The sequence below is a fragment of the Citrobacter sp. Cpa228 genome, from assembly GCF_030333085.1.
Taxonomy (GTDB): Bacteria; Pseudomonadota; Gammaproteobacteria; order Enterobacterales; family Enterobacteriaceae; genus Citrobacter; species Citrobacter pasteurii.
In genome coordinates this window covers 253,567-277,839 of sequence record NZ_JAOWGQ010000056.1, presented here as the reverse complement: position 1 = coordinate 277,839, position 24,273 = coordinate 253,567, and the positions used below count along the sequence as shown (strand labels likewise).

At 50.5% G+C, this 24,273-nt stretch carries 31 protein-coding genes and 1 pseudogene; 19 read left to right on the top strand and 13 right to left on the bottom strand.

Features of this window, described 5'->3' with window-relative positions; translation table 11 throughout:
- Window positions 1–32: 32 nt before the first annotated feature.
- Window positions 33–902, bottom strand: coding sequence for a MurR/RpiR family transcriptional regulator (locus OGX91_RS23235; RefSeq protein ID WP_005120711.1), 870 nt, complete (start codon window positions 900–902; stop codon window positions 33–35).
- Window positions 903–1,437: 535 nt separating this feature from the next.
- Here OGX91_RS23235 and zwf point away from each other — a divergent pair.
- The 3 genes from zwf to kdgA all read left to right on the top strand — a co-directional run bounded on the left by zwf (window position 1,438) and on the right by kdgA (window position 5,634).
- Window positions 1,438–2,913, top strand: a complete 1,476-nt coding sequence (gene zwf / locus OGX91_RS23230; RefSeq protein WP_137381576.1) for a glucose-6-phosphate dehydrogenase — start codon at window positions 1,438–1,440, stop codon at window positions 2,911–2,913.
- 233 nt (window positions 2,914–3,146) lie between these two features.
- On the top strand, window positions 3,147–4,958 hold the full coding sequence (gene edd, locus OGX91_RS23225; protein WP_005120714.1) for a phosphogluconate dehydratase: 1,812 nt from the start codon (window positions 3,147–3,149) through the stop codon (window positions 4,956–4,958).
- A gap of 34 nt (window positions 4,959–4,992) precedes the next feature.
- On the top strand, window positions 4,993–5,634 hold the full coding sequence (gene kdgA, locus OGX91_RS23220) for a bifunctional 4-hydroxy-2-oxoglutarate aldolase/2-dehydro-3-deoxy-phosphogluconate aldolase (RefSeq protein ID WP_005120716.1): 642 nt from the start codon (window positions 4,993–4,995) through the stop codon (window positions 5,632–5,634).
- A gap of 102 nt (window positions 5,635–5,736) precedes the next feature.
- Here the strand turns inward: kdgA and purT are convergent, their stop codons facing one another.
- Window positions 5,737–6,915, bottom strand: coding sequence for a formate-dependent phosphoribosylglycinamide formyltransferase (purT, locus tag OGX91_RS23215; RefSeq protein ID WP_286627422.1), 1,179 nt, complete (start codon window positions 6,913–6,915; stop codon window positions 5,737–5,739).
- 132 nt (window positions 6,916–7,047) lie between these two features.
- Here purT and yebG point away from each other — a divergent pair, with 132 nt between their 5' ends.
- The 4 genes from yebG (at window position 7,048) to ptrB (ending at window position 10,728) form a co-directional block, all read left to right on the top strand.
- Window positions 7,048–7,338, top strand: coding sequence for a DNA damage-inducible protein YebG (gene yebG, locus OGX91_RS23210; RefSeq protein ID WP_040232394.1), 291 nt, complete (start codon window positions 7,048–7,050; stop codon window positions 7,336–7,338).
- A 120-nt stretch (window positions 7,339–7,458) separates the two neighbouring features.
- The gene (gene yebF / locus OGX91_RS23205; protein ID WP_149692486.1) at window positions 7,459–7,815 is read left to right on the top strand and encodes a protein YebF; all 357 of its coding nucleotides are present in this window, start codon (window positions 7,459–7,461) and stop codon (window positions 7,813–7,815) included.
- 91 nt (window positions 7,816–7,906) lie between these two features.
- Window positions 7,907–8,566 carry a tellurite resistance TerB family protein gene (locus tag OGX91_RS23200; RefSeq protein WP_005120724.1) on the top strand — a complete coding sequence of 220 codons (660 nt, stop codon included), beginning with the start codon at window positions 7,907–7,909 and terminating at the stop codon, window positions 8,564–8,566.
- Between the two features lie 86 nt (window positions 8,567–8,652).
- Window positions 8,653–10,728: an oligopeptidase B gene (gene ptrB, locus OGX91_RS23195; RefSeq protein WP_188092848.1), complete on the top strand. Its 2,076-nt coding sequence runs from the start codon at window positions 8,653–8,655 to the stop codon at window positions 10,726–10,728.
- Here the strand turns inward: ptrB and exoX are convergent.
- The 3 genes from exoX to OGX91_RS23180 form a co-directional block, all read right to left on the bottom strand.
- Window positions 10,710–11,372, bottom strand: coding sequence for an exodeoxyribonuclease X (exoX, locus tag OGX91_RS23190; RefSeq protein WP_005120729.1), 663 nt, complete (start codon window positions 11,370–11,372; stop codon window positions 10,710–10,712). The two genes, ptrB and exoX, sit on opposite strands and share 19 nt — an antisense overlap.
- Before the next feature lie 23 nt (window positions 11,373–11,395).
- On the bottom strand, window positions 11,396–12,052 hold the full coding sequence (locus OGX91_RS23185) for a carbon-nitrogen hydrolase family protein (protein ID WP_005120730.1): 657 nt from the start codon (window positions 12,050–12,052) through the stop codon (window positions 11,396–11,398).
- Window positions 12,053–12,158: 106 nt separating this feature from the next.
- Window positions 12,159–12,389: a DNA polymerase III subunit theta gene (locus OGX91_RS23180; RefSeq protein ID WP_005120732.1), complete on the bottom strand. Its 231-nt coding sequence runs from the start codon at window positions 12,387–12,389 to the stop codon at window positions 12,159–12,161.
- A gap of 142 nt (window positions 12,390–12,531) precedes the next feature.
- Between OGX91_RS23180 and yobA the strand changes: the two genes are divergently transcribed.
- Genes yobA through OGX91_RS23165 form a run of 3 tightly spaced genes read left to right on the top strand, consistent with a single transcriptional unit; the run spans window position 12,532 to window position 14,137 of the window.
- Window positions 12,532–12,906: a CopC domain-containing protein YobA gene (gene yobA, locus OGX91_RS23175; protein WP_286627421.1), complete on the top strand. Its 375-nt coding sequence runs from the start codon at window positions 12,532–12,534 to the stop codon at window positions 12,904–12,906.
- A 3-nt stretch (window positions 12,907–12,909) separates the two neighbouring features.
- Window positions 12,910–13,782 carry a copper homeostasis membrane protein CopD gene (gene copD / locus OGX91_RS23170; RefSeq protein ID WP_149692489.1) on the top strand — a complete coding sequence of 291 codons (873 nt, stop codon included), beginning with the start codon at window positions 12,910–12,912 and terminating at the stop codon, window positions 13,780–13,782.
- A gap of 16 nt (window positions 13,783–13,798) precedes the next feature.
- Complete coding sequence (locus OGX91_RS23165; protein WP_040232386.1) at window positions 13,799–14,137, top strand: YebY family protein; 339 nt, start codon at window positions 13,799–13,801, stop codon at window positions 14,135–14,137.
- A gap of 391 nt (window positions 14,138–14,528) precedes the next feature.
- On the opposite strand, the gene OGX91_RS23160 is transcribed toward OGX91_RS23165, so the two are convergent.
- From OGX91_RS23160 to OGX91_RS23130, 7 genes are all read right to left on the bottom strand, one after another.
- Window positions 14,529–15,608: a tyrosine-type recombinase/integrase gene (locus OGX91_RS23160; protein WP_286627420.1), complete on the bottom strand. Its 1,080-nt coding sequence runs from the start codon at window positions 15,606–15,608 to the stop codon at window positions 14,529–14,531.
- On the bottom strand, window positions 15,586–15,846 hold the full coding sequence (locus OGX91_RS23155) for an excisionase (RefSeq protein ID WP_080953256.1): 261 nt from the start codon (window positions 15,844–15,846) through the stop codon (window positions 15,586–15,588). Before OGX91_RS23155 ends, OGX91_RS23160 begins: the two co-directional genes overlap by 23 nt.
- A 56-nt stretch (window positions 15,847–15,902) precedes the next feature.
- The gene (locus OGX91_RS23150) at window positions 15,903–16,145 is read right to left on the bottom strand and encodes a DUF4060 family protein (protein WP_286627419.1); all 243 of its coding nucleotides are present in this window, start codon (window positions 16,143–16,145) and stop codon (window positions 15,903–15,905) included.
- Window positions 16,123–16,425, bottom strand: coding sequence for a DUF7740 domain-containing protein (locus OGX91_RS23145; RefSeq protein WP_046671218.1), 303 nt, complete (start codon window positions 16,423–16,425; stop codon window positions 16,123–16,125). Before OGX91_RS23145 ends, OGX91_RS23150 begins: the two co-directional genes overlap by 23 nt.
- Window positions 16,422–18,212: a RecE-related exodeoxyribonuclease gene (locus OGX91_RS23140; RefSeq protein WP_286627418.1), complete on the bottom strand. Its 1,791-nt coding sequence runs from the start codon at window positions 18,210–18,212 to the stop codon at window positions 16,422–16,424. The genes OGX91_RS23145 and OGX91_RS23140 overlap by 4 nt, the downstream gene beginning before the upstream one ends.
- A 333-nt stretch (window positions 18,213–18,545) precedes the next feature.
- The gene (locus tag OGX91_RS23135) at window positions 18,546–18,731 is read right to left on the bottom strand and encodes a hypothetical protein (RefSeq protein ID WP_044711810.1); all 186 of its coding nucleotides are present in this window, start codon (window positions 18,729–18,731) and stop codon (window positions 18,546–18,548) included.
- A complete protein-coding gene (locus tag OGX91_RS23130) occupies window positions 18,724–18,918 on the bottom strand; it encodes a hypothetical protein (protein WP_137346200.1) in 195 nt (64 codons plus the stop codon). Before OGX91_RS23130 ends, OGX91_RS23135 begins: the two co-directional genes overlap by 8 nt.
- 722 nt (window positions 18,919–19,640) lie before the next feature.
- Between OGX91_RS23130 and OGX91_RS23125 the strand changes: the two genes are divergently transcribed.
- Entirely contained in the window at window positions 19,641–19,904 is a 264-nt protein-coding gene (locus tag OGX91_RS23125) for a hypothetical protein (protein ID WP_071891820.1), read from the top strand.
- A gap of 281 nt (window positions 19,905–20,185) precedes the next feature.
- On the opposite strand, the gene OGX91_RS23120 is transcribed toward OGX91_RS23125, so the two are convergent.
- Window positions 20,186–20,593 carry a helix-turn-helix domain-containing protein gene (locus OGX91_RS23120; RefSeq protein WP_137346199.1) on the bottom strand — a complete coding sequence of 136 codons (408 nt, stop codon included), beginning with the start codon at window positions 20,591–20,593 and terminating at the stop codon, window positions 20,186–20,188.
- 78 nt (window positions 20,594–20,671) lie between these two features.
- Here OGX91_RS23120 and OGX91_RS23115 point away from each other — a divergent pair, with 78 nt between their 5' ends.
- The 8 genes and pseudogenes from OGX91_RS23115 to OGX91_RS24255 form a co-directional block, all read left to right on the top strand.
- Window positions 20,672–20,911: a Cro/CI family transcriptional regulator gene (locus OGX91_RS23115; RefSeq protein WP_137346198.1), complete on the top strand. Its 240-nt coding sequence runs from the start codon at window positions 20,672–20,674 to the stop codon at window positions 20,909–20,911.
- Window positions 20,911–21,387 carry a toxin YdaT family protein gene (locus tag OGX91_RS23110; protein ID WP_137346197.1) on the top strand — a complete coding sequence of 159 codons (477 nt, stop codon included), beginning with the start codon at window positions 20,911–20,913 and terminating at the stop codon, window positions 21,385–21,387. Before OGX91_RS23115 ends, OGX91_RS23110 begins: the two co-directional genes overlap by 1 nt.
- Window positions 21,388–21,399: 12 nt before the next feature.
- On the top strand, window positions 21,400–21,642 hold the full coding sequence (locus OGX91_RS23105) for a DUF4222 domain-containing protein (RefSeq protein WP_137346196.1): 243 nt from the start codon (window positions 21,400–21,402) through the stop codon (window positions 21,640–21,642).
- Window positions 21,639–22,673, top strand: coding sequence for a DnaT-like ssDNA-binding domain-containing protein (locus OGX91_RS23100; RefSeq protein ID WP_286627417.1), 1,035 nt, complete (start codon window positions 21,639–21,641; stop codon window positions 22,671–22,673). Before OGX91_RS23105 ends, OGX91_RS23100 begins: the two co-directional genes overlap by 4 nt.
- A complete protein-coding gene (locus OGX91_RS23095; RefSeq protein ID WP_199963312.1) occupies window positions 22,657–23,112 on the top strand; it encodes a replication protein P in 456 nt (151 codons plus the stop codon). The genes OGX91_RS23100 and OGX91_RS23095 overlap by 17 nt, the downstream gene beginning before the upstream one ends.
- Window positions 23,113–23,125: 13 nt before the next feature.
- Window positions 23,126–23,788, top strand: a complete 663-nt coding sequence (locus tag OGX91_RS23090) for a hypothetical protein (protein ID WP_286627416.1) — start codon at window positions 23,126–23,128, stop codon at window positions 23,786–23,788.
- Entirely contained in the window at window positions 23,785–24,009 is a 225-nt protein-coding gene (locus tag OGX91_RS23085) for a hypothetical protein (RefSeq protein ID WP_286627415.1), read from the top strand. Before OGX91_RS23090 ends, OGX91_RS23085 begins: the two co-directional genes overlap by 4 nt.
- Window positions 24,006–24,189 (top strand): annotated as a pseudogene (locus OGX91_RS24255) (hypothetical protein); the annotation flags it as partial. The gene OGX91_RS23085 and the pseudogene OGX91_RS24255, both read left to right, overlap by 4 nt.
- Window positions 24,190–24,273 lie beyond the last annotated feature (84 nt).

Below are 24,273 nucleotides of genomic sequence, written 5' to 3'. Positions count from 1 at the left end.
GATGATAAAAGGGTAGAACATTGTTATTGCTTTTAGCGGTCATCACTCTTGATGAGTAATTCTTTATCAAAACGCGATTCCTTGAGCGCTTCCTTGACACGCTTCAAGTTATCTCTAAATTTTGCCCCACGGCGCAAAGTAAATCCCGTAGCCAGCACATCTATCACGGTAAGTTGAGCAAGTCGAGAGACCATGGGCATATAAATGTCAGTATCTTCCGGTACATCGAGGGTAATTGCCAGCGTTGCTTCACGTGCCAGCGGAGTACCAGGAGATGTCAGGGCAATCACCATGGCATCGTTTTCTCTTGCCAGTTGTGCCAGCTCAACCAGACTTTTGGTTCTTCCGGTGTGTGAAATAAGCACAATGACATCGTCATCACTACAATTCATACAGCTCATGCGTTGCAGTACGATGTCGTCGGAATAGATAACTGGAACGTTAAAGCGGAAAAATTTATTCATGGCGTCATGCGCCACCGCGGCGGAGGAACCGAGCCCAAAAAAGGCAATTTTCTTCGCCTGAGTGAGTAAATCAACCGCACGATTTACCGCTGCGTTATCCAGCGACTGACGAACATGGTCAAGGCTCGCCATTGCAGACTCGAAGATTTTCCCCGTGTAGGATTCAACGCTGTCATCCTCATCCACATTGCGATTAACATAAGGGGTACCATTTGCCAGGCTTTGCGCCAGATGCAGTTTAAAATCAGGAAAGCCACGTGTATCCATGCTGCGGCAGAAACGGTTAACGGTCGGTTCGCTGACATTGGCTTCCAGCGCCAGCGCAGCAATGCTCGAATGGATTGCCTGGTCTGGTGAGGTAAGAATAACGTCAGCAACCTTACGTTCTGACTTGCTCAAATGTTCCAGTTTTAACTGGATTTTTTCCAGCATATTCATGATTTAGGTAGACTCATGGGTCATGGGCAAAAGCGATTTCAGCAATATGGGGAAATCGGGGCATAATTTTGCTATACACGTCATACTTCGAGCCGCAGGGGGCTACGTTAATTCACCTGAATCGCTTACTTGAGTAAGCCCATCGGGATGAAATGAGGGACATCCTTCGGTTGGAAAAATTCGTTCCTGACGAATTTGTCACTCGTTTGCCGCTTTCCTGCAACACGAATTATTTTGTGCGTAGATACTACCTCTGGGAGTGAAGGAACGGGGCAAAATGGAGAGAATAGTTGTTGTTTTTTTTCATTACATGATCGAAGTCCGGTTTTCATACTTCTTCATGGGTACGAAACAAAGCGACTTTTTTATCCATTTTGAGCGTAACTGACGCTTGTTTAACCGCTGTTTTCGGTAACAGCACGGCTGGATAAGCGTTTACGGTTCACGGAATCACGTAAAAGCAGTACAGTGCACTGTAATAAAATTACAACCAGTGTCTGGCAAAAGCACCAGGCACTCAATTGAGGAGAATGACATGGCGGTAACGCAAACAGCCCAGGCATGTGACCTGGTCATTTTCGGCGCGAAGGGCGACCTGGCGCGACGGAAATTGCTGCCTTCCCTGTATCAACTTGAAAAGGCCGGTCAGATTAACCCGGATACCCGCATCATTGGGGTAGGGCGTGCTGATTGGGACAAAGCTGCCTATACCAAGGTTGTACGCGAAGCGCTCGAAACTTTCATGAAAGAAAAAATTGATGAAAGTTTATGGGAAACCCTCAGTGGGCGTCTGGATTTTTGTAATCTGGACGTCAATGATACCGCCGCATTTAGCCGTCTGGGCGAGATGCTGGATCAAAAATCACGTACCACGATTAACTATTTCGCTATGCCGCCAAGCACCTTTGGCGCGATCTGCAAAGGTTTGGGTGAAGCAAAACTTAACGCGAAGCCTGCGCGTGTCGTGATGGAAAAACCGCTGGGTACTTCGCTCGCGACATCCCGTGAAATCAACGACCAGGTGGGTGAGTATTTCGAAGAATGCCAGGTTTACCGCATCGATCACTATCTTGGTAAAGAGACGGTTCTGAACCTGCTGGCGCTGCGTTTCGCTAACTCCCTGTTTGTGAATAACTGGGATAATCGCACTATCGACCACGTAGAAATTACCGTAGCGGAAGAAGTGGGTATTGAAGGGCGCTGGGGCTATTTTGACCAGGCCGGTCAAATGCGCGATATGATCCAGAACCACCTGCTGCAGATCCTATGCATGATCGCAATGTCCCCTCCGGCTGATCTGAGCGCCGACAGCATTCGCGATGAGAAAGTAAAGGTACTGAAATCGCTGCGTCGCATCGATCGCTCGAACGTGCGTGAAAAAACGGTTCGCGGCCAGTACACCACTGGTTTTGCCCAGGGTAAAAAGGTACCGGGTTACCTGGAAGAAGAGGGCGCGAATAAGAGCAGCAATACGGAAACGTTTGTGGCGATCCGCGTCGATATCGATAACTGGCGCTGGACGGGTGTACCGTTCTACCTGCGTACCGGTAAACGTTTACCAACCAAGTGCTCTGAAGTGGTGGTTTACTTCAAAACACCTGAGCTGAATCTGTTTAAAGAATCCTGGCAGGATCTGCCGCAGAACAAGTTGACTATTCGTTTGCAGCCTGATGAAGGGGTTGATATTCAGGTACTGAACAAAGTGCCGGGTCTGGATCACAAACATAATCTGCAAATCACTAAGCTGGATCTGAGCTACTCAGAAACCTTCAACCAAACGCACCTGGCCGATGCCTATGAGCGCCTGCTGTTGGAAACCATGCGCGGTATTCAGGCTCTGTTTGTGCGTCGCGATGAGGTCGAAGAAGCCTGGAAGTGGGTGGATTCAATTACTGAAGCCTGGGCGATGGATAACGAGTCGCCGAAGCCTTATCAGGCAGGAACCTGGGGACCGGTTGCGTCGGTGGCCATGATCACCCGTGACGGTCGCTCCTGGAACGAATTCGAGTAAAAGATCATCTAGCCATTAGGTGTTATTTTACCGGTAACATGATCTAACACAGATTGTAGAATAATTTTTGCACTTTTAAACCTCGCGTGGATTCACCCGCGAGGTTTTTTTTATTACACTGCCTGAAACGATTTTGCCCCTGAGCTACGGCTAACAAGCGATTCAGCAATATTTAGCGATGCTGAATACATTGTTTACCCAACCGCTCTGACAGATAAATTTTAGGAGCCTCTATGAATCCGAATTTGTTACGCGTAACACAACGTATCGTCGAACGTTCCCGGGACACGCGTTCCGCCTACCTCGCTCGAATCGAACAGGCTAAAACGACTACCGTCCATCGTTCACAACTGGCGTGCGGTAATCTGGCGCATGGTTTTGCCGCCTGTCAGCCGGAGGATAAAGCCTCGCTAAAAAGTATGTTGCGTAACAATATCGCGATCATTACCTCCTACAACGACATGCTTTCCGCACACCAGCCGTATGAACACTATCCGGCCATCATTCGCAAAGCACTACATGAAGCCAATGCGGTGGGCCAGGTTGCTGGTGGTGTACCTGCGATGTGCGACGGTGTGACTCAGGGTCAGGACGGCATGGAGCTTTCTCTGCTAAGTCGTGAAGTCATTGCGATGTCGGCGGCCGTGGGGCTCTCACACAATATGTTCGATGGTGCGCTGTTCCTCGGTGTATGTGACAAGATTGTCCCGGGCCTGGTCATGGCGGCGCTTTCCTTCGGTCATCTGCCTTCAATTTTCATCCCTTCAGGCCCGATGGCGAGTGGTCTGGCGAACAAAGAGAAAGTGCGTATTCGTCAACTGTATGCCGAAGGCAAAGTGGATCGTATGGCACTGCTCGAATCCGAAGCTGCGTCTTATCATGCACCGGGTACTTGTACGTTCTACGGCACCGCTAACACCAACCAGATGGTAGTGGAGTTCATGGGCATGCAGTTGCCAGGCTCCTCTTTTGTGCACCCTGATGCGCCGCTGCGTGAAGCGCTGACCGCAGCCGCAGCCCGTCAGGTGACGCGCCTGACCGGCAACGGCAATGAATGGATGCCGATCGGTAAAATGATCGATGAAAAAGTGGTGGTGAACGGGATTGTCGCGCTGCTGGCGACCGGGGGCTCAACCAACCATACCATGCATCTGGTGGCTATGGCGCGTGCAGCCGGTATTCTGATTAACTGGGACGACTTCTCCGATCTGTCCGATATCGTGCCGCTGATGGCGCGTCTGTACCCGAATGGACCGGCGGACATTAACCATTTCCAGGCTGCTGGCGGTGTGCCTGTATTAATGCGTGAACTGCTGAACGCGGGTCTGTTACATGAAGATGTGAATACCGTGGCCGGATTCGGTTTATCGCGTTACACCCTGGAGCCGTGGCTGAATAATGGCGAACTGGATTGGCGCGAAGGTGCGGAAAAATCGCTGGACAACAATGTGATTGCCGCCTTTGACCAGCCATTCTCCCATCACGGCGGCACTAAAGTACTGAGTGGCAACCTGGGGCGTGCGGTAATGAAAACCTCAGCTGTTCCAGTTGAAAATCAGGTGATTGAAGCACCTGCAGTGGTCTTTGAAAGTCAACATGATGTGTTACCGGCGTTTGATGCGGGTCTGCTTGACCGGGATTGTGTGGTCGTTGTGCGCCATCAGGGACCAAAAGCGAACGGAATGCCAGAATTACATAAACTCATGCCGCCACTTGGTGTATTATTGGACCGTTGTTTCAAAATTGCGTTAGTTACCGATGGACGACTTTCAGGTGCTTCAGGTAAAGTGCCTTCAGCAATCCATGTAACCCCAGAAGCCTACGATGGCGGGCTGCTGGCGAAAGTGCGCGATGGCGACATCATTCGTGTGAATGGACAGACAGGTGAATTGACGCTGCTGGTTGATGAAGAGGAACTTGCCTCTCGTCAGCCTCACATTCCTGACCTTAGCGCTTCGCGCGTGGGTACCGGGCGTGAAATGTTCAGCGCGTTGCGTGAAAAGCTGTCCGGTGCGGAGCAGGGCGCAACCTGTATCACTTTTTAAGACTTAATTTGTAATCAGGCGAGAGAAAACTCTGATGAAAAACTGGAAGACAAGTGCAGAAGCAATCCTGACCACTGGCCCGGTTGTACCGGTTATTGTGGTTAACAAACTGGAACACGCTGTGCCGATGGCAAAAGCGTTAGTTGCAGGGGGCGTGCGCGTTCTGGAAGTGACGTTACGTACCGCATGTGCGATGGATGCTATTCGTGCAATCGCGAAAGAAGTACCGGATGCTATCGTTGGTGCGGGTACTGTGCTGAATCCACAGCAACTGGCTGAAGTTACTGCGGCTGGTGCTCAGTTTGCGATTAGCCCGGGTCTGACCGAGCCGCTGTTGAAAGCAGCAACCGAAGGGACGATTCCGTTGATCCCGGGTATCAGCACCGTTTCTGAACTGATGCTGGGTATGGACTACGGTTTGAAAGAGTTCAAATTCTTCCCGGCTGAAGCGAACGGCGGTACGAAAGCACTGCAGGCAATCGCGGGTCCGTTCTCTCAGGTTCGTTTCTGCCCGACCGGCGGTATCTCTCCGGCGAACTACCGTGACTACCTGGCCCTGAAAAGCGTGCTGTGCATCGGCGGTTCCTGGCTGGTTCCGGCGGATGCGCTGGAAGCGGGTGATTACGATCGTATCACCAAACTGGCTCGCGAAGCGGTTGAAGGCGCGAAGCAGTAAGCTATCAACGTGTAAACCGAAGGCCCGATAAGAGGCGTTAGCGCCACTATCGGGCTTTGCCGGATGGGAGGATACTGCCTCATCCGGTTTACGGAGCCGGTTTTAACCTGCCACGATTACCTGTGAAGCCGCGTTTTTCGCGCGATCAACCGCTTCTTCAACACTTTCTGCAGTTGCCAGCACGACACCTAAACGACGCGTACCGTCGATTACGGGTTTACCAAACAGACGTATCTGCAAACCTGCGCCAACGGCAGCATCCACATTATCAAAGGTAACGTTTTGGCTGCATAGCTGCGGCAGGATCACCGCTGACGCTGACGGCCCATACTGGCGGATTGCGCCAACGGGAAGACCAAGGAATGCACGCACGTGCAGGGCAAACTCGGACAGATCCTGAGAAATCAGCGTCACCATACCCGTGTCGTGCGGGCGAGGGGATACTTCGCTGAAAATCACCTCGTCACCGCAGACAAACAGTTCGACCCCAAACAGCCCGTGGCCGCCCAGTGCCAGCACCACCTTACGGGCAATCTCCTGCGCGCGCGCCAGTGCCAGTTCACTCATCTGCTGCGGCTGCCAGGATTCGCGATAGTCGCCGTCTTCCTGGCGATGACCCACCGGCGCGCAGAAATGCACACCATCAACAGCGCTGACGGTAAGCAGGGTGATTTCAAAATCGAAATTCACCACGCCTTCGACGATAACACGCCCGGCGCCAGCTCGACCGCCCTGTTGGGCATAGTTCCAGGCTTCGGTTAGCTGTTCGGCGGAGCGGATAAAGCTCTGGCCTTTACCGGAAGAACTCATTACCGGTTTTACGATGCAGGGATAACCGATTTCGTCCACGGCCTCGCGAAAACGCATTTCACTGTCGGCGAAGCGGAAAGATGATGTCGGTAAAGATAACTCATCGGCGGCGAGGCGACGGATGCCTTCCCGGTTCATGGTCAGTTGAGTCGCGCGGGCGCAAGGCACTACGTTCAGGCCTTCCTGCTCCAGTTTTACCAGCATATCTGTGGCGATGGCTTCAATTTCTGGCACGATAAAATGCGGTTTTTCATGCCCGACAACCTGGCGTAATGCATCACCATCCAACATGTTGATGACGTAGGAACGATGAGCAACGTGCATCGCTGGTGCGTCGGGGTAACGATCCACGGCAATGACTTCCACACCCAGGCGTTGGCATTCAATCGCCACTTCTTTACCCAGTTCACCTGAACCTAATAACATCACACGCGTTGCTGCAGGACGCAGTGCTGTGCCTAATAACGTCATAAATTAATCCCCTGTTTTAACTGGGCGCAGTATATACGAAAACGTTTGCGTCTGTCTTTATTACCAGGTTGATTTCAGTGATGAAAAAGAATATGCTGTATATAAATACAGGTAATTTAAGAGGCTGCAAAAATGGCGGTTGAAGTTAAATACGTAGTCATTCGGGAAGGTGAGGAAAAAATGTCGTTTACCAGCAAAAAGGAAGCCGATGCGTATGACAAGATGCTCGATACAGCCGACCTGCTCGACACATGGCTGGAACAATCACCGGTAGCGCTGGAAGATGAGCAGCGTGAAGCGCTTTCTCTGTGGCTGGCTGAGCAAAAAGAGGTGCTGAGCGCCATCCTCAAAAACGGCAAGCTGCCTTCTCCACAGGTAGTCGACAACGACGCATCTGCTGAGGATGATACCCAGGCGGCCTGAAGCGACTTGCGCTCCTGATATTTTGTACCATGCTTTTCCCTGAATCATTGTGCAATCTCTGACAGCCTTCACACCGCAGGTCTGCGGTCTGAAGGTCGAAGGGGAGGTAAGGAGAAAAGAATGTATAAAAAAAGAGCGTTATTGAGCCTGCTGTTGTTATCTGCCAGCGCATCAGTATTTGCGGCGAATACGGAAAGTAAGACAGTTCAGTTTCCAAACTGTGAAGGTCTGGACGCTGATGGTATTGCGGCTAGCGTCAAACGTGATTACCTGCAGAATCGCATTGTGCGCTGGGCCGACGATCAAAAGAAACTCGGTCAGCTTGACCCGGTAGCATGGGCCAATCCACAGGATATTGTCGGTAAAGACGGGCAGTGGACAGTCCCCTTCACCGTGCGCGGCAAAAGCAGCGACATTCACTATCAGGTAAAGCTTGATTGCAAAGCCGGCACAGCCGATTACCAGGTGCGTCAGTAGCTGAATTTGCACATCTTTTGATGACCTGAACACTTCCTGACATCCCCTCGGGTACGCTTTGATGATTATTCGTCTGTACTTGAGGGGCAAAATGGCTAACTGGCTGAATCAACTACAATCTCTTCTTGGGCAAAAAGCATCATCTGCGTCATCTTCCGGTGAACAAGGGCTAAGCAAACTGCTGGTGCCTGGCGCGCTTGGCGGTCTGGCAGGATTACTGGTTGCTAACAAATCCTCACGAAAATTACTCAGTAAATACGGCACCAGCGCGCTTTTGGTTGGCGGTGGGGCGGTTGCCGGTACGGTGTTATGGAACAAGTACAAAGATAAGGTTCGTGCGGCGCATCAGGGCGAACCACAATTTGGTGCGCAGAGCTCGCCGCTGGATGAGCGAACTGAGCGTCTGATCCTGGCGCTGGTCTTTGCGGCGAAAAGCGATGGGCATATCGATGCGAAAGAGCGTGCTGCCATTGAACACCAACTTCGTGAAGCGGGAGTCGAAGAGCAGGGCCGCGTTCTGATTGAACGTGCGATTGAACAACCACTCGATCCTCAGCGTCTGGCTCAGGGGATCCGTAATGAAGAAGAAGCACTGGAAATCTACTTCCTGAGCTGTGCGGCGATTGATATTGACCACTTTATGGAGCGCAGTTATCTGAATGCATTGGGTGATGCGTTAAAGATCCCGCAGGATGTTCGTGAAGGGATTGAACAGGATCTTAAGGAACAAAAACAGGCCCTGCCGGGTTAAATAGTTACTGCTAAGACGCATGTTTCGCTTGCATCATTGCTGACTTTTGCCACCCTTATAGAATGTTTAAGCAAAAGAACAATGACATGCTACCTAAAGCTCCTCGTATTCCCCACGCCATGACGCAGCATGGCGACACCCGCGTTGATAATTATTACTGGTTGCGAGATGACACCCGCTCGCAACCAGAAGTACTGAATTACCTGCAACAGGAAAATGCATACGGCCGCCAGGTGATGGCTTCGCAGCAAGCTTTGCAGGATCGTGTTCTGAAAGAGATTATCGACCGTATACCCCCTCAGGATGTGTCTGCACCGTATGTGAAAAATGGGTACCGCTATCGCCATCTCTATGAACCGGGGTGTGAATATGCCATTTATCAACGCCAGTCTGCCCTCAGTGAAGAATGGGATGAATGGGTTACCTTGCTGGATGGAAACCAGCGTGCAGCCCATAGCGAATTCTATACATTGGGTGGTCTGGCAATATCACCGGATAATACCATTATGGCGCTGGCAGAGGATTATCTGTCTCGTCGGCAATATGGCGTGCGTTTTCGCAACTTACAAACGGGTAACTGGTACCCGGAGGTACTTGAAAACGTCGAGCCGGAATTAGTCTGGGCAAACGACTCCCAGACTTTCTATTATGTCCGCAAGCATGAAACCACATTGCTGCCGTATCAGGTCTGGCGGCATACTGTCGGTTCACCATCCTCCGATGATGAGCTGGTGTATGAAGAGGCTGATGATATGTTTTATGTCAGCCTGCATAAAACCACCTCACAGCACTATGTTGTTATTCATATTGCGAGTGCAACCACCAGTGAGGTTCTGCTCATTGATGCAGAACTGGCTGATGCCGAGCCGCTGGTCTTTTTGGCGCGTCGAAAAGACCATGAATACAGTCTCGATCACTATCAACACGCGTTTTATCTGCGTTCAAACCGTCAGGGTAAAAACTTCGGTCTGTATCGTACCCGTGTTCGGGACGAACACGCCTGGGAGACGCTAATCCCAGCGCGTGACAGTGTCATGCTGGAGGGTTTTACGCTATTCACCGACTGGCTGGTGGTGGAAGAACGACAACAGGGGTTAACCAGCCTGCGGCAGATCAATCGCAAAACGCGCGAAGTAATAGGGATTGCCTTTGACGATCCCGCCTACGTGACCTGGCTGGCTTATAATCCTGAACCGGAGACATCGCGCCTGCGCTATGGCTACTCCTCCATGACTACGCCGGACACGCTGTTTGAACTGGATATGGATACTGGCGAGCGCCGCGTACTTAAGCAGACTACAGTCCCCGGCTTTGACGCTGCAAATTACCGCAGTGAACACGTGTGGATAACCGCGCGCGATGGTACAGAGGTGCCTGTCTCGCTGGTCTACCATAAGCAGCATTTCCGTAAAGGGAAAAATCCATTATTGGTGTATGGCTATGGCTCATATGGCGCAAGCATGGACGCTGATTTCAGCAGCAGCCGCTTAAGCTTATTGGATCGCGGCTTTGTGTACGCGATAGCCCACGTGCGCGGTGGCGGTGAATTGGGGCAGCAATGGTATGAAGATGGGAAATTTCTGTGCAAGAAAAATACCTTCAATGACTATCTCGACGTCTGCGATGCACTGCTCAAACTGGGTTACGGCTCACCTTCATTGTGTTATGGGATGGGAGGAAGCGCCGGAGGGATGCTGATGGGGGTTGCCATCAACGAACGTCCGACACTTTTTCACGGCGTTATTGCCCAGGTGCCGTTTGTCGATGTGGTGACCACCATGCTGGATGAGTCAATTCCACTGACAACTGGTGAGTTTGAAGAGTGGGGCAATCCGCAGGACAAAGAGTATTACACCTACATGAAAAGCTACAGCCCCTACGATAACGTCACCGCACAGGATTATCCGCATCTGTTGGTTACCACAGGGTTACACGATTCCCAGGTGCAATACTGGGAACCGGCGAAGTGGGTGGCGAAACTGCGTGAAATGAAAACAGACGATCATCTGCTGCTATTGTGTACGGATATGGACTCCGGGCACGGCGGTAAATCCGGGCGCTATAAATCCTATGAAGGTGTGGCCCTCGAGTTCGCTTTTTTAATTGGTCTTGCGCAGGGAACACTGCCCGGTCAGGCGGCAACTCAGGCGTTATCCAGATAGTGTTTCAGCGTTAGGCGCAATTCCGGGCTCATATTATCAAGGTTATTAAACAGCCAGCGCAGATAGCCCGGATCGCGTTCAGCGACTTCAGATACCGGTTTCCCGCGGTATTTTCCGAAGGTAAATGTGGTTAGCAACGCAGGACGACCGGTGACATCGGCCATTTGCTCCGGGGTCCAGCCGGACGTCTTCATAATGTCGATCAGCAGTGCCGCCGTGATGTAGCAGTCATAAAGCGCGCGGTGGTGGTGCAGACCTGACGGCGTCTGGACGCTCAGCTTGCGGGATTTATAGAGCGCCATATTGCTGTATTTGATCCCCGGCCACAGGCGGCGGGAAAGCTTCATGGTGCAAATCCATTCCCCCGGCATTTCGGGTAACACACGCCGATCAAAACTGGCGTTATGCGCCACGTACCACTTGCTGCCGTAATAGTGCGGGATGACATCTTCAATCCATGGTTTATCCGCTACCATCGCTTCAGTGATGTGATGGATAGCCATGGCTTGTGGACTGATGGGACGGTCAGGACGCACCAGATGGCTCATGGGATTGACGATCGTTCCGTCAACGACATCGACAGACGCAATCTCAACAATGCCTCCCTGCAGACCACAGGTTTCTGTATCTATTATGCGCAACATGCCGGGCTCCAGACCAAAAACGACTAGCGTAATGGAATGATATCACCTTGCCAACCCCGTGGCGTGCGTTGTCCGGTTAACAGTAACGAACCGCTGTCGGCGCGTACAATTAACCGACCACGTTCATCCCACAATGCGCTGCTGCCACGTGCATTGGCCATCAGCACCGCAATGGCGAATTTATGTGAAAAACTTTGCAGGCGCGAAGCGGAAGAGAGCAATTCTGGTTCGCTGACGGACTGACAGGTTGTGAACAGCGAAAATGTCGGGTCGATATCAATACCTTCCGGCTGACTGTCGACAACGCTGATGGCATTTTGTTGCCTGGCGATACAGGCGCCATGGCTTTGATGAAACATTAACGGCGAGGTCATCCAGGGAGAGAAAAGCGCTATTCCCTTCACAAAGCGATCGCGATGCTCTACCGACAACCCGGCAATGATGGTCATACGATACGTGGCCGCGGCGTGGGCGAGAGGTTGCAATAACTCTTCATCGGGCGGGGCTGGGAGAGTGTCGTCTTCGTCCACACATCCCAACAGGGACAATGATGGAAAAACCAACAATTCGCATTGGCATTTAGCCGCAGCCTGAATGAACTGCAAATGATGGGCGACGTGTTCGCTTAATGAACGTTGAAGTGGTTCGTACTGCGCTGCTGCAATTTTCCAGTGTGACATAATGATTTCCTTTTCATAGTGTCTACAACCATCCTTAAATAGTAGATTAAGAATGTACTTATACTGTAGCAGGCATCATGTAAGGAATTGTAACTTAATATAAGGTTTATTTAACTTTAGGCTCGTAAGGTAAACGTGACAGGGAAACGGAAGCTAAACGGTGCGCGATCAGGCGTTCACGGAACCAGTCGCGTAAATGTGCAGGCTGTTCACGCTCGACAACTTCAGCAACGACAGGCATGTTGTAGCGCTCTTTAAATGCGACGCCTGCTGCAGCCAGATCGACGTTAACTTTATCCATTTCGGCTTGCTCAAGTTTGGCCAGATTAATATTCATACGTTTTTCCTCATCTCTCCATTGGCGCGCAAAAGTTACTAAGAGTGCGCATTAATGGCAAGCCTGAAATGATGATTCTCGACTCGATCATTGTAGAAGGTTATTCTCTATAGATTAGACATAACAAAAAGGAATAGTTGATATGGCTTCATCTGCACCTATGCTTCGCAGCGCTCTCATCGTACTCGCCAGCGTGCTGGCAACGCCCGCCGCCCTGGCGCATGCTCACCTGACAAAACAAAATCCGGCGGCTAATGCTGAGGTAATGACATCTCCTCAGGCGTTGACGCTGAATTTCTCTGAAGGCGTGGAACCGGGATTTAGCGGTGCAACGCTGACAGGTCCAAACAAAGAGCAGATCAAAACGGGCAAGGCAACGCGTAATGAGCAGGATAAAACGCAACTGATTATTCCGCTCGTTCAGTCACTGGAAACAGGAAAATACACGGTCGATTGGCACGTTGTGTCAGTGGATGGCCACAAGACGAAAGGACAATATAGCTTTAGTGTGAAATAACCAATGCTGGCGTTTACCTGGGTTGCACTGCGTTTTATCCATTTTACCACGCTGATGCTGGTGTTTGGCTGTGCGCTCTATGGCGCATGGCTGGCTCCTGTTTCGCTCCGTCGTTTGATGATGCGTCGTTTCTTGCATCTGCAACGCCACGCCGCGGCGTGGAGCTTTATCAGCGCGATGCTGATGCTGGCGGTTCAGGGGGGATTAATGGGCGCGGGTTGGCAGGATGTCCTCTCCATCACCGTTTGGGGAGCTGTCCTGCAAACACAATTCGGGGGCGTCTGGCTGTGGCAAATTATCCTTGCGCTGGTCACACTGGCGGTGACTATTATCGTACCGCGCAGTATGCCGCGACGACTGCTAATGCTGACGATTGCGCAGTTTATTCTGCTGGCGGGCGTTGGGCATGCGACATTGCACGATGGCGTAACTGGCACATTCCATCAGATTAACCATGCGCTGCATCTGATATGCGCTGCAGCCTGGTTTGGCGGCTTGCTGCCGGTGCTCTACTGTATGAGAATGGCGCAAGGACGCTGGCGCGATCAAGCCATCAGTACCATGATGCGCTTCTCCCGCTATGGGCATTTTTTTGTGATTGGCGTGGTGCTTACCGGCATTATGAATGCGCTGTTTATTGTCGGTTTTTCTGTTCCCTGGCATGCGGCTTATGGGAGACTGCTGCTGTTAAAATGTGGCCTGGTCATGCTAATGGTGGCGATTGCGCTGGCGAATCGGTATGTTCTTGTTCCACGTATGCAGCAGGATAACCGCTGCATGACCCTCTATTTTATTTGGATGACGAAGCTGGAATGGGGGATAGGCGCTGTTGTGCTGGCAATTGTCAGCCTGTTTGCAACCCTCGAACCGTTCTGATGGACTGGCAAAACGTATGAAAAAAATCATTATCTCTTTATTGCTACTGGCAAGTTCGGGAGCGGCACTGGCTGCGCCGCAGGTTATTACCGTCAGTCGTTTTGAGGTTGGCAAAGATAAATGGGCGTTTAATCGTGAAGAGGTGATGCTGACCTGCCGTCCGGGCAACGCGCTGTATGTCATCAACCCCAGCACGCTGGTGCAATACCCGCTGAATGATGTTGCCAGGCAGCAGGTTGAGAGCGGTAAAACCACGGCAAAACCGATCGATATTATCCAGATTGACGATCCAGCTAAACCTGGCGAAAAAATGAGCCTTGCTCCGTTTATCGAGCGTGCAGAAAAACTCTGTTAATTGTCAGATGTAGCGCTCTGATTTCCAATAAAAAACCGCAAGGATCTCACAGGAGAACTTGCGGTTTTTACATTGCAGCGAGTGACAATCCCCCTTTTTTTCAGACCACTTTAGTCGCGGACTGGAAAACCTGGCGCTGTCATCTATTCTTAAATGGCAGGGTAACTTAGCCTGCATTAATGCCAACTTTTAGCGCACGGCTCTCTCCCAAGAGCCATTTCCCTGGACCGAATACAGGAATCGTATTCGGTCTCTTTTTATCGGGCTTTAATTTCAGTTACTTAGGACTCCATGTCCGAAAATGTCCGAAATTTGTCCGAATTCAAATATTCGGTCTTTATTCGTTATACCACACCATTTTTAACATTCACAATTCATTTACGAAGAAAAGCTAGATCAGCACATACTCTTTTTTTCTCGTATCAAGATACTTCTCAGTCATTTTTTCTGACTTGTGCCCAAGTAGCTTTTGCGCAAAATCCTTCCCGAATTCCTTCTCATACATCCTTCCCGCCAGACTCCGAATTTCATGAAATGAAGGTGGATTTTCTGAAAACTTTAAACCAGAAAAATTTCTCGCTTTCACAAAACCTTTTGTCAGACTATCCAGGTTTATGCTTCCGTCTTCGCTGTTTTTTCTGATCCCGGGGCTTATAAAGAAATCGCATCGACTGACAAGCCGGCAGCGATCGATGACGGTCGACAGCCTCAGGCCGGATGCTTTCAACGTCAGTGAAAGTGGGATAGCCAGGCAAGACCCGGTTTTTTGTTGTTCGATGTACAGCCGGTCATCTTTAATGTCACTGAAGCGCATCCGGGCGACGTCCTCACGTCGCTGACCGGTGACCAGGGCGAGATCCATCGCCAGACCAAACCATGCAGGCATGCGCTCTGCGCCAGCGCGAACGGCCATAAACATTTCATATTCCAGACGCTCGCGCAGCACTTTAATTTTCGGTGCCCGAGTGGGATCCACTGGATTGGAATCAACACGCCCTTCCACTACGGCTTCACGGAAAACATCAGACAGTACCGATCTCATGGTTCCTGCCATCGTTGTTTTGCCGCACTCCGTCCAGCGCTCAATAAACTCAGCCACATCGCGAGTGGTGATGCTGGCCAGTATCATTACTCCAAAGTATTCTCTAATGGTCGCCAACTGCCCGGCGCGAACTTTGTAAGTATTGGTCGCCAGCTTGCGTCGCTGCAGAATAATTTCGTACCGATCTAGCCAGTTGGCCATGGTGTATTCCTTAGTACCTTTCAGTTGTTCGAGCAGGGCGATTGGAGTGTAATTTTTATCGATGTAGTGATTTGCTTCGATAGCCTGGGCGATCGCTTCCCTGCGGGATATCTTACCCAGAGATATCTCTTTGCCGTCGACAGGATTGCGCCAGGAATATGACTTCCTGGCTTTGCGATAGGTCAGATTCTTAGGCAAATTAGCGTCATACTTGTCCGGCCTCGCCATCGATAATCCTCTCCACTAATCGCCCTTTTAACGGGTGTCTGCTTTGGTTTGTGTTGATCGTTTTACAATATTTATTTGGTCGGATAAAAACCGCATCCGGCCTGACGCGATACTGGGTGCCTTCCTTTTCTGGTGCCGGGTATATATTCCCGTTTCGCGCCCATTTCCTTAGCGTTCCTATTGGTGGCGGTACCTCATATCTGAGTTCCGCCCAGCGCTCGAGTGATACAAGTTTCACTTTCACCTCGATAGCCAGCCATTACGATACACGCAACAGCCAGCGCAGGTTGATTGTCAAAAATCAGCAATGCCGGGAAGCCTTCGCAGGTGTCGAACACTGGTCATTGCAGTTGCTACATAACTGCGTCGGCGGGTGATAACCTCGACAGTTACTTTTTTTCCGTTAATAAGTACGGTGTACATGGTCTGAGTGTATTGCTTGCCATGTTCACCGAACTTTTCAACATGCGCCTTTAAGGCAGTTGAACATGCTTGTCCGAAAACAGGATCATTTTTACTGCGATTTATCAGGCGCACGCGGCATACTCCGATCAAGGACCGTTTCCATCCGGCGGATACAATCGCGGATGCGGGCTATTTGTGTTTCCGGGAACTGGCTTTTGCCCATCGTTTCCAGAGTTTCACGCAAGCGTTCATGTTGAGCCTTTTTCTGCAATATGCGGGCACATGCCCGCAATGATTCGCCGACGCGGCGTTTTTCTCTCTGGGCAAAAACGCGACATAACTCGAGAGTAACAAGCGTGTCCGGAAACTCACTGAATCGGCTAACGGCGATCGCTTCTTTGGCTATGCTCACTGGCCTTCCTCCGCACTTATCACCCCGGCGGCAAGCGCTGCAGCCATGTGCGGCAATTCGTCAAAATCGCCTCGGTATGCCGGGTTTGCACACATCCCCTGCAGGGCTGCAAGCGTCAGTTGCTGGCGGTAGGTTAGGGCGGGTTCTGACACAAGGAACGCCGATTCATTGGCCTGTACCGGCTCGGGTTCCTTTTTCGGCTTAGTGGTAACAACGGGGGGATTCAGCACCACGGCTTTTGGCGGTTCCGGGCGGCGATATTCCACGATCGCATCGAGGGCGATTTTCTGACGCAAGGCAGCATCATCAGACCAGCCATCAAGAATTGTCGTGGCGACATCGTGAATTTCGTCATCGTTGAAATTAGGGGACAGGCAAAATTCAGTGGTGGAGATATCGATGATCAGCAGAGGAAGAACGTCAGCGATAATGTGACCGGTGCATGCCACAACGCCTTCCGCCTCTTCCTTGCCCATAATGTCAGTACATCCCGAAAGCAGGTCGTTCAGCGCGTGGGCAATCTCAATTTCTCGGGCATCCATTGGAAGTCGGTTATCTTCCTGCTCGGTCACTTCCGTTTTTTCGCCCTCATTTGAGGCGCTATTGGCAAATGCTGCATCCAGTTCCCTGTTGAGTTCCGCAGCGTGAGACGGGCAGTCTGCTGGTATTTCAGTTTCGTTCTGTAAAGTTTGTTCGGTTTGATCATCAGATTTTGCTCCATCATTTTTTTGTGGAAGCGGGGCAGACGTACGGCCGCAGGCGATATCCATGACCACTTGAGGTGGGTTAACACAGTCAAAACCAGCAATGCTGTTATCGATGTATTTGCGCAGTTCGCCAGGATAAATATGAAGTTTTTCATCAGCGGTTTTGATGATGGCCACGATGGACGCCGGGTGATAATCATGAATACCCGGGGTACGTGAAAATGGTGCACACCAGTCATCAATCTCGACGTCTTCACTGCACAGCATGGTATTGATGCGCATTTCAATGCCAACTGGAGGGCTGCAGATGTCGAAATCCATGGAGCGGGATAATTTGCCCATGGCAGTGCGATAGCGCAGCCTGGTAGCAAGCTCGCTCATGCTTAGTTTTTTCTCATCGCGCTTTGCTGGCTCGCGTTTATCGGGCGGGGTATCAGCCCATTGGGTAAACAGGTTTTTATAGTCTGGCCATTTAGCATTGTCGCGCGCCCTCTGACGCACCCAGGCCAGGCATTCGGTCTGTTTTTCAGGAAGCATGGCAAGAATGCGGGGTTCTTTGGCAAGACCCTCTGCCTGTTCGCGTAAAGGGCTAAATTCATCATCATTCAGCATGTCGATTAACTGGCCATACTGAGAAGGAGTGATTTCATCAATGGCGCCAAACACCGCGAGGCAGTATGAGCGGGCCAGCACATCCAGTTCTTTCACCGGTTTCATTTTTTCTTCTGTCGCGTCAGCATTGAGTTGTTCATTACCGCCAGCAAGCTCTGGCTCAACTATGACGCGCTCTGGTTCACCTTTCTCCGCATTCCAGACAATTTCACCAGTGAAGAGGTCGGTATAGAACTGTCCCTCAACAGTGCAGAACATACCTTCTTCTGTTTCCCAGACCTTGGGGGCGAAATAATCATCAGCATAATCTGGCGCGAACTGTATAAAATCAGCATGCAGTAATGTCTTTGCAATTGTTTTATTTTTCGCTTGTTTAAAAGCAACATAAACTGGAAGTGTACTGTCTTTTTCAAGTGCACTTTTTTTCGGTTCGAATCTCCCGCCAAATTTTTTTAATCCAGTTGTCATAATAACCTCAATAATGTTTATGTGAATGGCGTGCATTGCTTCTGCTTAAATTACAGCGCCGTGGTTCATGAATTTGTTTGTAGGAGATAGCATGCTCAAGGCTACAGAAATAAGCAGTCACTACTCTCTTATGAATTCTTTTTGTTGATTTATACATGGAATCATCAGAACTCCATTTTTTACAATACGGACAGCACTCAAGTGTCACTTACCCTCCCTGCATGGGTGGCTATGACAGGGTCATCATTGATGGATATAGTTAGCCCTGCCAGTTAAGGCATAAATAAAAACTCTCTTAATTGTTTGAAGTTATTGAAGGGGGTAAATAAAAGTTCAGCGTAAAAATTCGCTAATATTAACCCTCTGGTCGTTAACTATTTTGGTCATTACTTTGATGAAACACATATCCAGCACTGCCTCATCTTTATATTTTTGAACGCCGGTTATATCAGCCACAGCTTTTTTATATTCAGCTTCAGCTGTACGCTGGGCAATATCTTCGCTGGTAAATTTAACCATTGGCACGCACCATCCTGAGTAAAGATTCCGTGTGATCGAGAGCTGCCTTCTGTTGTTCGTACAGTGCCTCAAGTTCAGCTGTAAGGCGGTCGCGAAACGCAGGAACGCTTAACTGATAAATAAAATTACTTACTGAGCTTTCCACATCAGGATCCCCGTCCGGTATAACTGGCTGTGAATTTTTCATAAACCCTCCGGTAAAAAAGGTGCCCATCGTGGGAGATGGGCAAAGACCACGCGGCACACACAGCAATTAATCACATCTGCAAGCGCACTCCGCCTGTTTCACACCTGTCACCCATAACTGGTAAGTGAAGGAGTGCGCTTGCATGTTGTGTTCGCGGGGTCTACTTCCCTCCTGTCACGGTTCTTTCCCCGCGTCATCATGTGTTCATTCGGTACATGAAACCCATTTGCCGGGACTCCACCGACTCCCATCTGTTTTTAAAGCCACTCAGATATCGTCTGGGCTTGCTCGTCTTTCCGATCCGTCAGCGGTCTACTTCCCGCCGTCACTGCCGTCGAGAGTGCTGGCATCTCACTGACCTGATAACTCCCAGGATCAACTGGAGTGGTTGTTATCGCTACCAAAGCGCCACTGTCCAGGACATTTAAAAGGACCGTCTCCAAGTGGTAACTCTTCCAGTCCCGGTAAGGATCCTGCGAGATACTTACCATGACCGGCTGATATTCCCTGAAAAAGGCTGGCGGTTACCGGAAATACACGGGAAAACACCGGGCCGCCAGAACAGGGGACTACTTGTTATTGCTTTAGCCTGCTTTTAACCACATCAGGCGCGGTGGATCCTGCTATTCCCCAACAGTCAGGAATGCGATAATCTGGACATCCGAGGTAGATTGATCAGATGGTCAATCATCAGCCAATTCAATTGCAAAGGCACATCGACCATGGTTTCACTTATTCGAAATAAAGGTAATACATCCACGGGTGTGCACATGCTTCAAAGGTCTGGCAAGCAATTCAAATTCCGCTGCGATATGGATACTTTGAAACGCCTGACATCTAGAAGCGTCAAACCAGAATTTGAGTATCTTTTTCGTAAGCGAACTGATGGCGTTTATCATTCAGAACTTTTTGATTCAATTGAAGAAGGAAAAATTGTTCTTTGTCAGTTTGTTCAAAGAGTTACTGGAGAGCCATGTACCGCCTGAATATTGGTTAACTCAGCTACCTATGATCAGAATGTCCAGATTATTAAAGAGCAAAGCGTCCAGTAGGGCGCTTTTTTGTTTTTGGCCCTGTATCGCCAGGGTAAGCGGAACATTTTGATTCTGAGTAATCACTGCGTGTGGTTACTTGATGACGTTAATTTAGTTTTCTCATTGTGATTGGTCAATAAAAATATTGAGAAAACTCATGAAAAGAAGCGAAAAGAATCTCAACATTATGAAAATGAAGAGAAATTATTTTTTAAATCAAAGTGCAGCTTGAACTACGATTGGTTGGTGCGTTTCCTTGCTTCGAGCAGCTCGTTAAATAACCGATTGAAATTATCCACGCGCGCCCGAAGGCTTTGAATCTGAGCCTGCTGCTCCGATTCAGGAAGAGAGCGGTAAAGTTGTAACAACTCAAGCTCTTCTTCAGTCATCTGTGATTGAGTTCCTGGCGGCAGAGGTGGTTCAGGAGATTTATCCTCATCACCGAATAAGATCCATGTAGGCGAGCATTGCAGAATTTCTGCTAGCTTGTGCAGGTTCTCGCCACGCGGGGCAGTAGTGTCACTTTCCCACAGCGAAATTGAGGAATCAGAAACCCCTGCAGCTTTACTCAGCTTGTTTTGGCTCAAGCCGATCTGCTTGCGTCTCTGTCGAATTCTTTGGCCTAACGTCATCTCACTCATATTTAGTTATCTTAATATTTCTTGACCTGAGTTTCCTTGCGTGACTATCATTGAGAAAACTCAGGATTGGAGATAAGAATGTTGAAGTCCGCAGCAATTAAACACTTTGGAACCCGCTCCCGTATTGCGGCTATTGCTGGTATCGACCCTTCCGCTGTCAGCCAGTGGAAAGAACTTGTTCCCGAGCGCTGTGCTCAGCGTCTCGCTGATGCCTCAAATGGCGCACTCATCTACGACAAAGACGTTTATGACCGTTACCGCCAGGCCAAACGCCTTGGTAAACAGAATACCTGCACGACCAAGAAGGAATCTGATTGATGAAAATCAACGAGATTAAATTGCTGGCCATCGAGCTGGAAGAGTGGGCGATGAAGGATGGCAGGAAAGGGGGCTGGAAAAAGATTGTCCCACTGATTACCTCGCATCACTACGGTGATTTGCTGGATAGCCTGGCAGATATCGTGGACCCGTCAGAGTATGCGCGCCGCCTGCACAACAACACGCAGATCATCCAGCGGGCATTTCGAAATGACACGCCGAACTATCGTGGCCAGGCAGCTGCGCTGGCGCCAGCAATCAAAGCTGCGATGGATGCAGAGCTGGCTGGTCAGCATGACTTACATAACCTGGTGGCCATTGCTAACCGCGAGTGCATCGAGGCGACCAGTGCAGTGCTGACTGGTAAGCCAATGCAGGTAATCCGCAAAGAAACGGCAGAAGCAATTCAGGCACTGGCCGATCTCATCCCCGGCGTCAGCATCCAGTTTAACCATATTGGTCCGCGCGCGGCGTAACAGGAGGCTCCCATGCTTGCCCAGGAATTAGTAGACCGCATGAAAAATGCGATGAAGCACAAAGTACCGGCGGAGACAGTCGATCGCAGCGCTGAACTGATTCCGGGGATGAAATACCGCAACGAACGCGGACGCATGGTGACGGTAATGAGAGTTTCTCATCTTCGGGTTATGTACCGATACGAAGGCTATCAGGACATCTGCGAGACCAGCCGCAGAGAGTTTGATTTGAAATTTAAGAAGGTGCAGCAATGAGTCTTGATGCCATGCGCTGGGCTAAGAAAGCTAAAACGGGTCGATCGTCTGCCAAGTTAGTTCTGACCTGGATGGCGGACATGTGCGGCGCAGACTTTACGACATACCCATCAATTGCGGCGCTGGCCGAGGCTACAGAACTGGATAAAAAAACCGTCCAGGCCAGCCTGCAGCATTTGGTGGAAAACGGTTTTATCCAGGATACCGGAGAGCGCCGCGGACGTACAAAGCAAATCCCAGTCTACAAGTTAGTGGGAATTGAAGAGAGCATCGAAGACGCAGAACGAACCCAAAAACGGGAACATTACCAAAAACGGGATGCTTTAAAGAAACCCAAAAACGGGGCTGTTAAACCAAACGAACCCAAAAACGGGTGTATTAAAAGCGGTGAAACGATCCCGTTTTTTCCGTCAAACGATCCCAAAAACGGGATACGGAATCCCCCAGAGGAATCTAAAGACTTAAACCCCACACATAACGCGCGAGGGTCAGAGGTCGAACCAGTTAACAACAACCCGGTACCGGAATACCCTGGACAACCGGGAATCGCATACCCCGCAGCACAGTCATTTGGAAAATTCCCGATGACAACGGAATGGGCGCCATCGGCAGATTTTCGCCAGCGTGCTGCGTACTGGAATTTCCCGATCCCTGCCGACCTTGCAGCAAAAGAGCTGAAAGCCGCACTGGCCAGTTTTACGGATTACTGGATTTCTGAGCAGAAAGTTTTCACCCAGACGCAGTGGGAGCAAAAGTTTGCCCGCCACCTGCAACAGGCCAAACCCACTAAACCGCGAGGTAACTCACATGCAGGACTGGATCCAAACTCCACAGCAAACGCAGCTGTACAGCGAGCACGCGCAGCACGCGCTGCACAACTCCGCGGTCGAGGAGAAGGCGTGGACGTTTTGGGAGCTCATGATGGAAATCTATTCCAACCGATGGGAGACCAAAAACGGCTCGGCCCCGTCGGACCTATGGATTGCTCAGATTGGGAATTTGACCAGCGACCGGATGACGAGCGTCTGTAATGCGCTGGTGGCGCGCTGCGCTGCGGGCAACTCATGGCCGCCTGACCTGGCTGAGTTCGTGACCATTGTGGCTGACTGCGGCGGCAGCAGGCTGGGGCTTAAGACGGCGGACGTAATGGCGGAATACAAGCGCTGGCGCAACGAATCGTACCGCTACAGCAGCACTGAGGAATATTTCATCGAGCGCAAATGTAACCCGGTCCTGTACCAGATTTGCACTGAACTGCGCCGCACCGGTGTTGAGCGGCAGATGACCCAACCAGAACTGGAAAGGCTGGCGGCAGACCAGTTGGCGAGATGGGAAAAGCATCTAGAAGAGGGCGGGAAGATCCCCCCGGTAAGAAAACAGATTGCGGCGCCGCGCCATCCGGCAGGACCGACACCCGCACAGCAGCTGCTTGAAGAATACAAACGCCGTAAAGCGGCTGGCTTAATTTAACCTGGAGAATTTTATGGAAACCATTTTAGACGTACTGAAAGCGATGGAAAAAGCGACTGCCCGTGAAATTGCGGCGCGCATGAAAATTGAGCCGGCGGCAGTGATCGGGATGCTGCGTGAGCACGAAGAGCGTAACGAGGTTGTTCAGGCTAACGGGTACTGGGAAGTTGCCACCGGGGAAGTTAAATCACAGCCAAAAGCGATCAGTTCTTTCAGCAAAGCGCCGGTAAGTGTATCAGTCAGCGACGTCATCGCATTACTGGCGGAACATGGGCCACAGACATCCCTTGAGCTGGCAACACTGGCAGGTATTGAGTCAAAACGTGTGGCGCCAATGCTGACTCACCACATGACAAAAGGGCGGATCATCCGCGAAAAAGTAGGCAGCAAGTTTGTTTATTCGGTGCCGGCCACTGCGTCAGTGAAAAACAAAAACTCTGCACCACGGGAACCGGAAACATCAACACCACTGGTACCAGAAAAATCTGTCACTGAAATTGTTGAGGAAATCCCCGCTTTCGTCAGCCGTCCTGATGATCTGCTGATCCCAACGGTACGCGGTATCTCAAGTGAAATTCGGCGCACAAAAGCGAAGCTGGCTAACCTGGAAAAACTTCGTGAAGCCGTTCGCAGCATTCGCAAACACGGCGCGCTGATGCAGGAGTTGGCGCAATGAAACAGTCTGAGTTACCACGCTGTCCGACCTGCGGAAATATGCCCGAATACGCGCTAAAGCCAAACCATATGGGATGGGTATGGGGTGGATTGAAATGTCCGTATGACCATTACCGCGTGAATTTGGATGGTCCAGCCGGTAGCCGCGTGCAGGCAGAAAAAAAGCTGGCGCCACAGTGGATTGAACTGGTCGAAAAAGTTAATCGGGGAGCATCGAAATGAGCAAATCACTTAACGCACGTTGCATCCGTCGCTGGGCTATCGAATTTAAAGGTCGTTGCGACTCGAAATATAGTTCGTACTGGTAAGCACCACCATCGCAGTTACATCCGCGTATGCACCCTGACCACCGCTGATTGCATGGTCGAACGTATGGCGGAGGGTAATGCGATGGCATATTTTCAGAGGGTTAAATGCCGAAAATGAGTGTCTCCGGTCCATGTGAACAAATTTCACGCACTTTAAAAGTGTATGCGTACAAATAGT

Excerpts from the sequence above, each read along its gene's own strand:
- OGX91_RS23235 (WP_005120711.1), bottom strand. The coding sequence starts at position 902 with ATGAATATGCTGGAAAAAATCCAGTTAAAACTGGAACATTTGAGCAAG.
- zwf (WP_137381576.1), top strand. The coding sequence starts at position 1,438 with ATGGCGGTAACGCAAACAGCCCAGGCATGTGACCTGGTCATTTTCGGC.
- edd (WP_005120714.1), top strand. The coding sequence starts at position 3,147 with ATGAATCCGAATTTGTTACGCGTAACACAACGTATCGTCGAACGTTCC.
- kdgA (WP_005120716.1), top strand. The coding sequence starts at position 4,993 with ATGAAAAACTGGAAGACAAGTGCAGAAGCAATCCTGACCACTGGCCCG.
- purT (WP_286627422.1), bottom strand. The coding sequence starts at position 6,915 with ATGACGTTATTAGGCACAGCACTGCGTCCTGCAGCAACGCGTGTGATG.
- yebG (WP_040232394.1), top strand. The coding sequence starts at position 7,048 with ATGGCGGTTGAAGTTAAATACGTAGTCATTCGGGAAGGTGAGGAAAAA.
- yebF (WP_149692486.1), top strand. The coding sequence starts at position 7,459 with ATGTATAAAAAAAGAGCGTTATTGAGCCTGCTGTTGTTATCTGCCAGC.
- OGX91_RS23200 (WP_005120724.1), top strand. The coding sequence starts at position 7,907 with ATGGCTAACTGGCTGAATCAACTACAATCTCTTCTTGGGCAAAAAGCA.
- ptrB (WP_188092848.1), top strand. The coding sequence starts at position 8,653 with ATGCTACCTAAAGCTCCTCGTATTCCCCACGCCATGACGCAGCATGGC.
- exoX (WP_005120729.1), bottom strand. The coding sequence starts at position 11,372 with ATGTTGCGCATAATAGATACAGAAACCTGTGGTCTGCAGGGAGGCATT.
- OGX91_RS23185 (WP_005120730.1), bottom strand. The coding sequence starts at position 12,052 with ATGTCACACTGGAAAATTGCAGCAGCGCAGTACGAACCACTTCAACGT.
- OGX91_RS23180 (WP_005120732.1), bottom strand. The coding sequence starts at position 12,389 with ATGAATATTAATCTGGCCAAACTTGAGCAAGCCGAAATGGATAAAGTT.
- yobA (WP_286627421.1), top strand. The coding sequence starts at position 12,532 with ATGGCTTCATCTGCACCTATGCTTCGCAGCGCTCTCATCGTACTCGCC.
- copD (WP_149692489.1), top strand. The coding sequence starts at position 12,910 with ATGCTGGCGTTTACCTGGGTTGCACTGCGTTTTATCCATTTTACCACG.
- OGX91_RS23165 (WP_040232386.1), top strand. The coding sequence starts at position 13,799 with ATGAAAAAAATCATTATCTCTTTATTGCTACTGGCAAGTTCGGGAGCG.
- OGX91_RS23160 (WP_286627420.1), bottom strand. The coding sequence starts at position 15,608 with ATGGCGAGGCCGGACAAGTATGACGCTAATTTGCCTAAGAATCTGACC.
- OGX91_RS23140 (WP_286627418.1), bottom strand. The coding sequence starts at position 18,212 with ATGACAACTGGATTAAAAAAATTTGGCGGGAGATTCGAACCGAAAAAA.
- OGX91_RS23135 (WP_044711810.1), bottom strand. The coding sequence starts at position 18,731 with ATGGTTAAATTTACCAGCGAAGATATTGCCCAGCGTACAGCTGAAGCT.
- OGX91_RS23130 (WP_137346200.1), bottom strand. The coding sequence starts at position 18,918 with ATGAAAAATTCACAGCCAGTTATACCGGACGGGGATCCTGATGTGGAA.
- OGX91_RS23125 (WP_071891820.1), top strand. The coding sequence starts at position 19,641 with ATGGTTTCACTTATTCGAAATAAAGGTAATACATCCACGGGTGTGCAC.
- OGX91_RS23120 (WP_137346199.1), bottom strand. The coding sequence starts at position 20,593 with ATGAGTGAGATGACGTTAGGCCAAAGAATTCGACAGAGACGCAAGCAG.
- OGX91_RS23115 (WP_137346198.1), top strand. The coding sequence starts at position 20,672 with ATGTTGAAGTCCGCAGCAATTAAACACTTTGGAACCCGCTCCCGTATT.
- OGX91_RS23110 (WP_137346197.1), top strand. The coding sequence starts at position 20,911 with ATGAAAATCAACGAGATTAAATTGCTGGCCATCGAGCTGGAAGAGTGG.
- OGX91_RS23105 (WP_137346196.1), top strand. The coding sequence starts at position 21,400 with ATGCTTGCCCAGGAATTAGTAGACCGCATGAAAAATGCGATGAAGCAC.
- OGX91_RS23100 (WP_286627417.1), top strand. The coding sequence starts at position 21,639 with ATGAGTCTTGATGCCATGCGCTGGGCTAAGAAAGCTAAAACGGGTCGA.
- OGX91_RS23095 (WP_199963312.1), top strand. The coding sequence starts at position 22,657 with ATGACGAGCGTCTGTAATGCGCTGGTGGCGCGCTGCGCTGCGGGCAAC.
- OGX91_RS23090 (WP_286627416.1), top strand. The coding sequence starts at position 23,126 with ATGGAAACCATTTTAGACGTACTGAAAGCGATGGAAAAAGCGACTGCC.
- OGX91_RS23085 (WP_286627415.1), top strand. The coding sequence starts at position 23,785 with ATGAAACAGTCTGAGTTACCACGCTGTCCGACCTGCGGAAATATGCCC.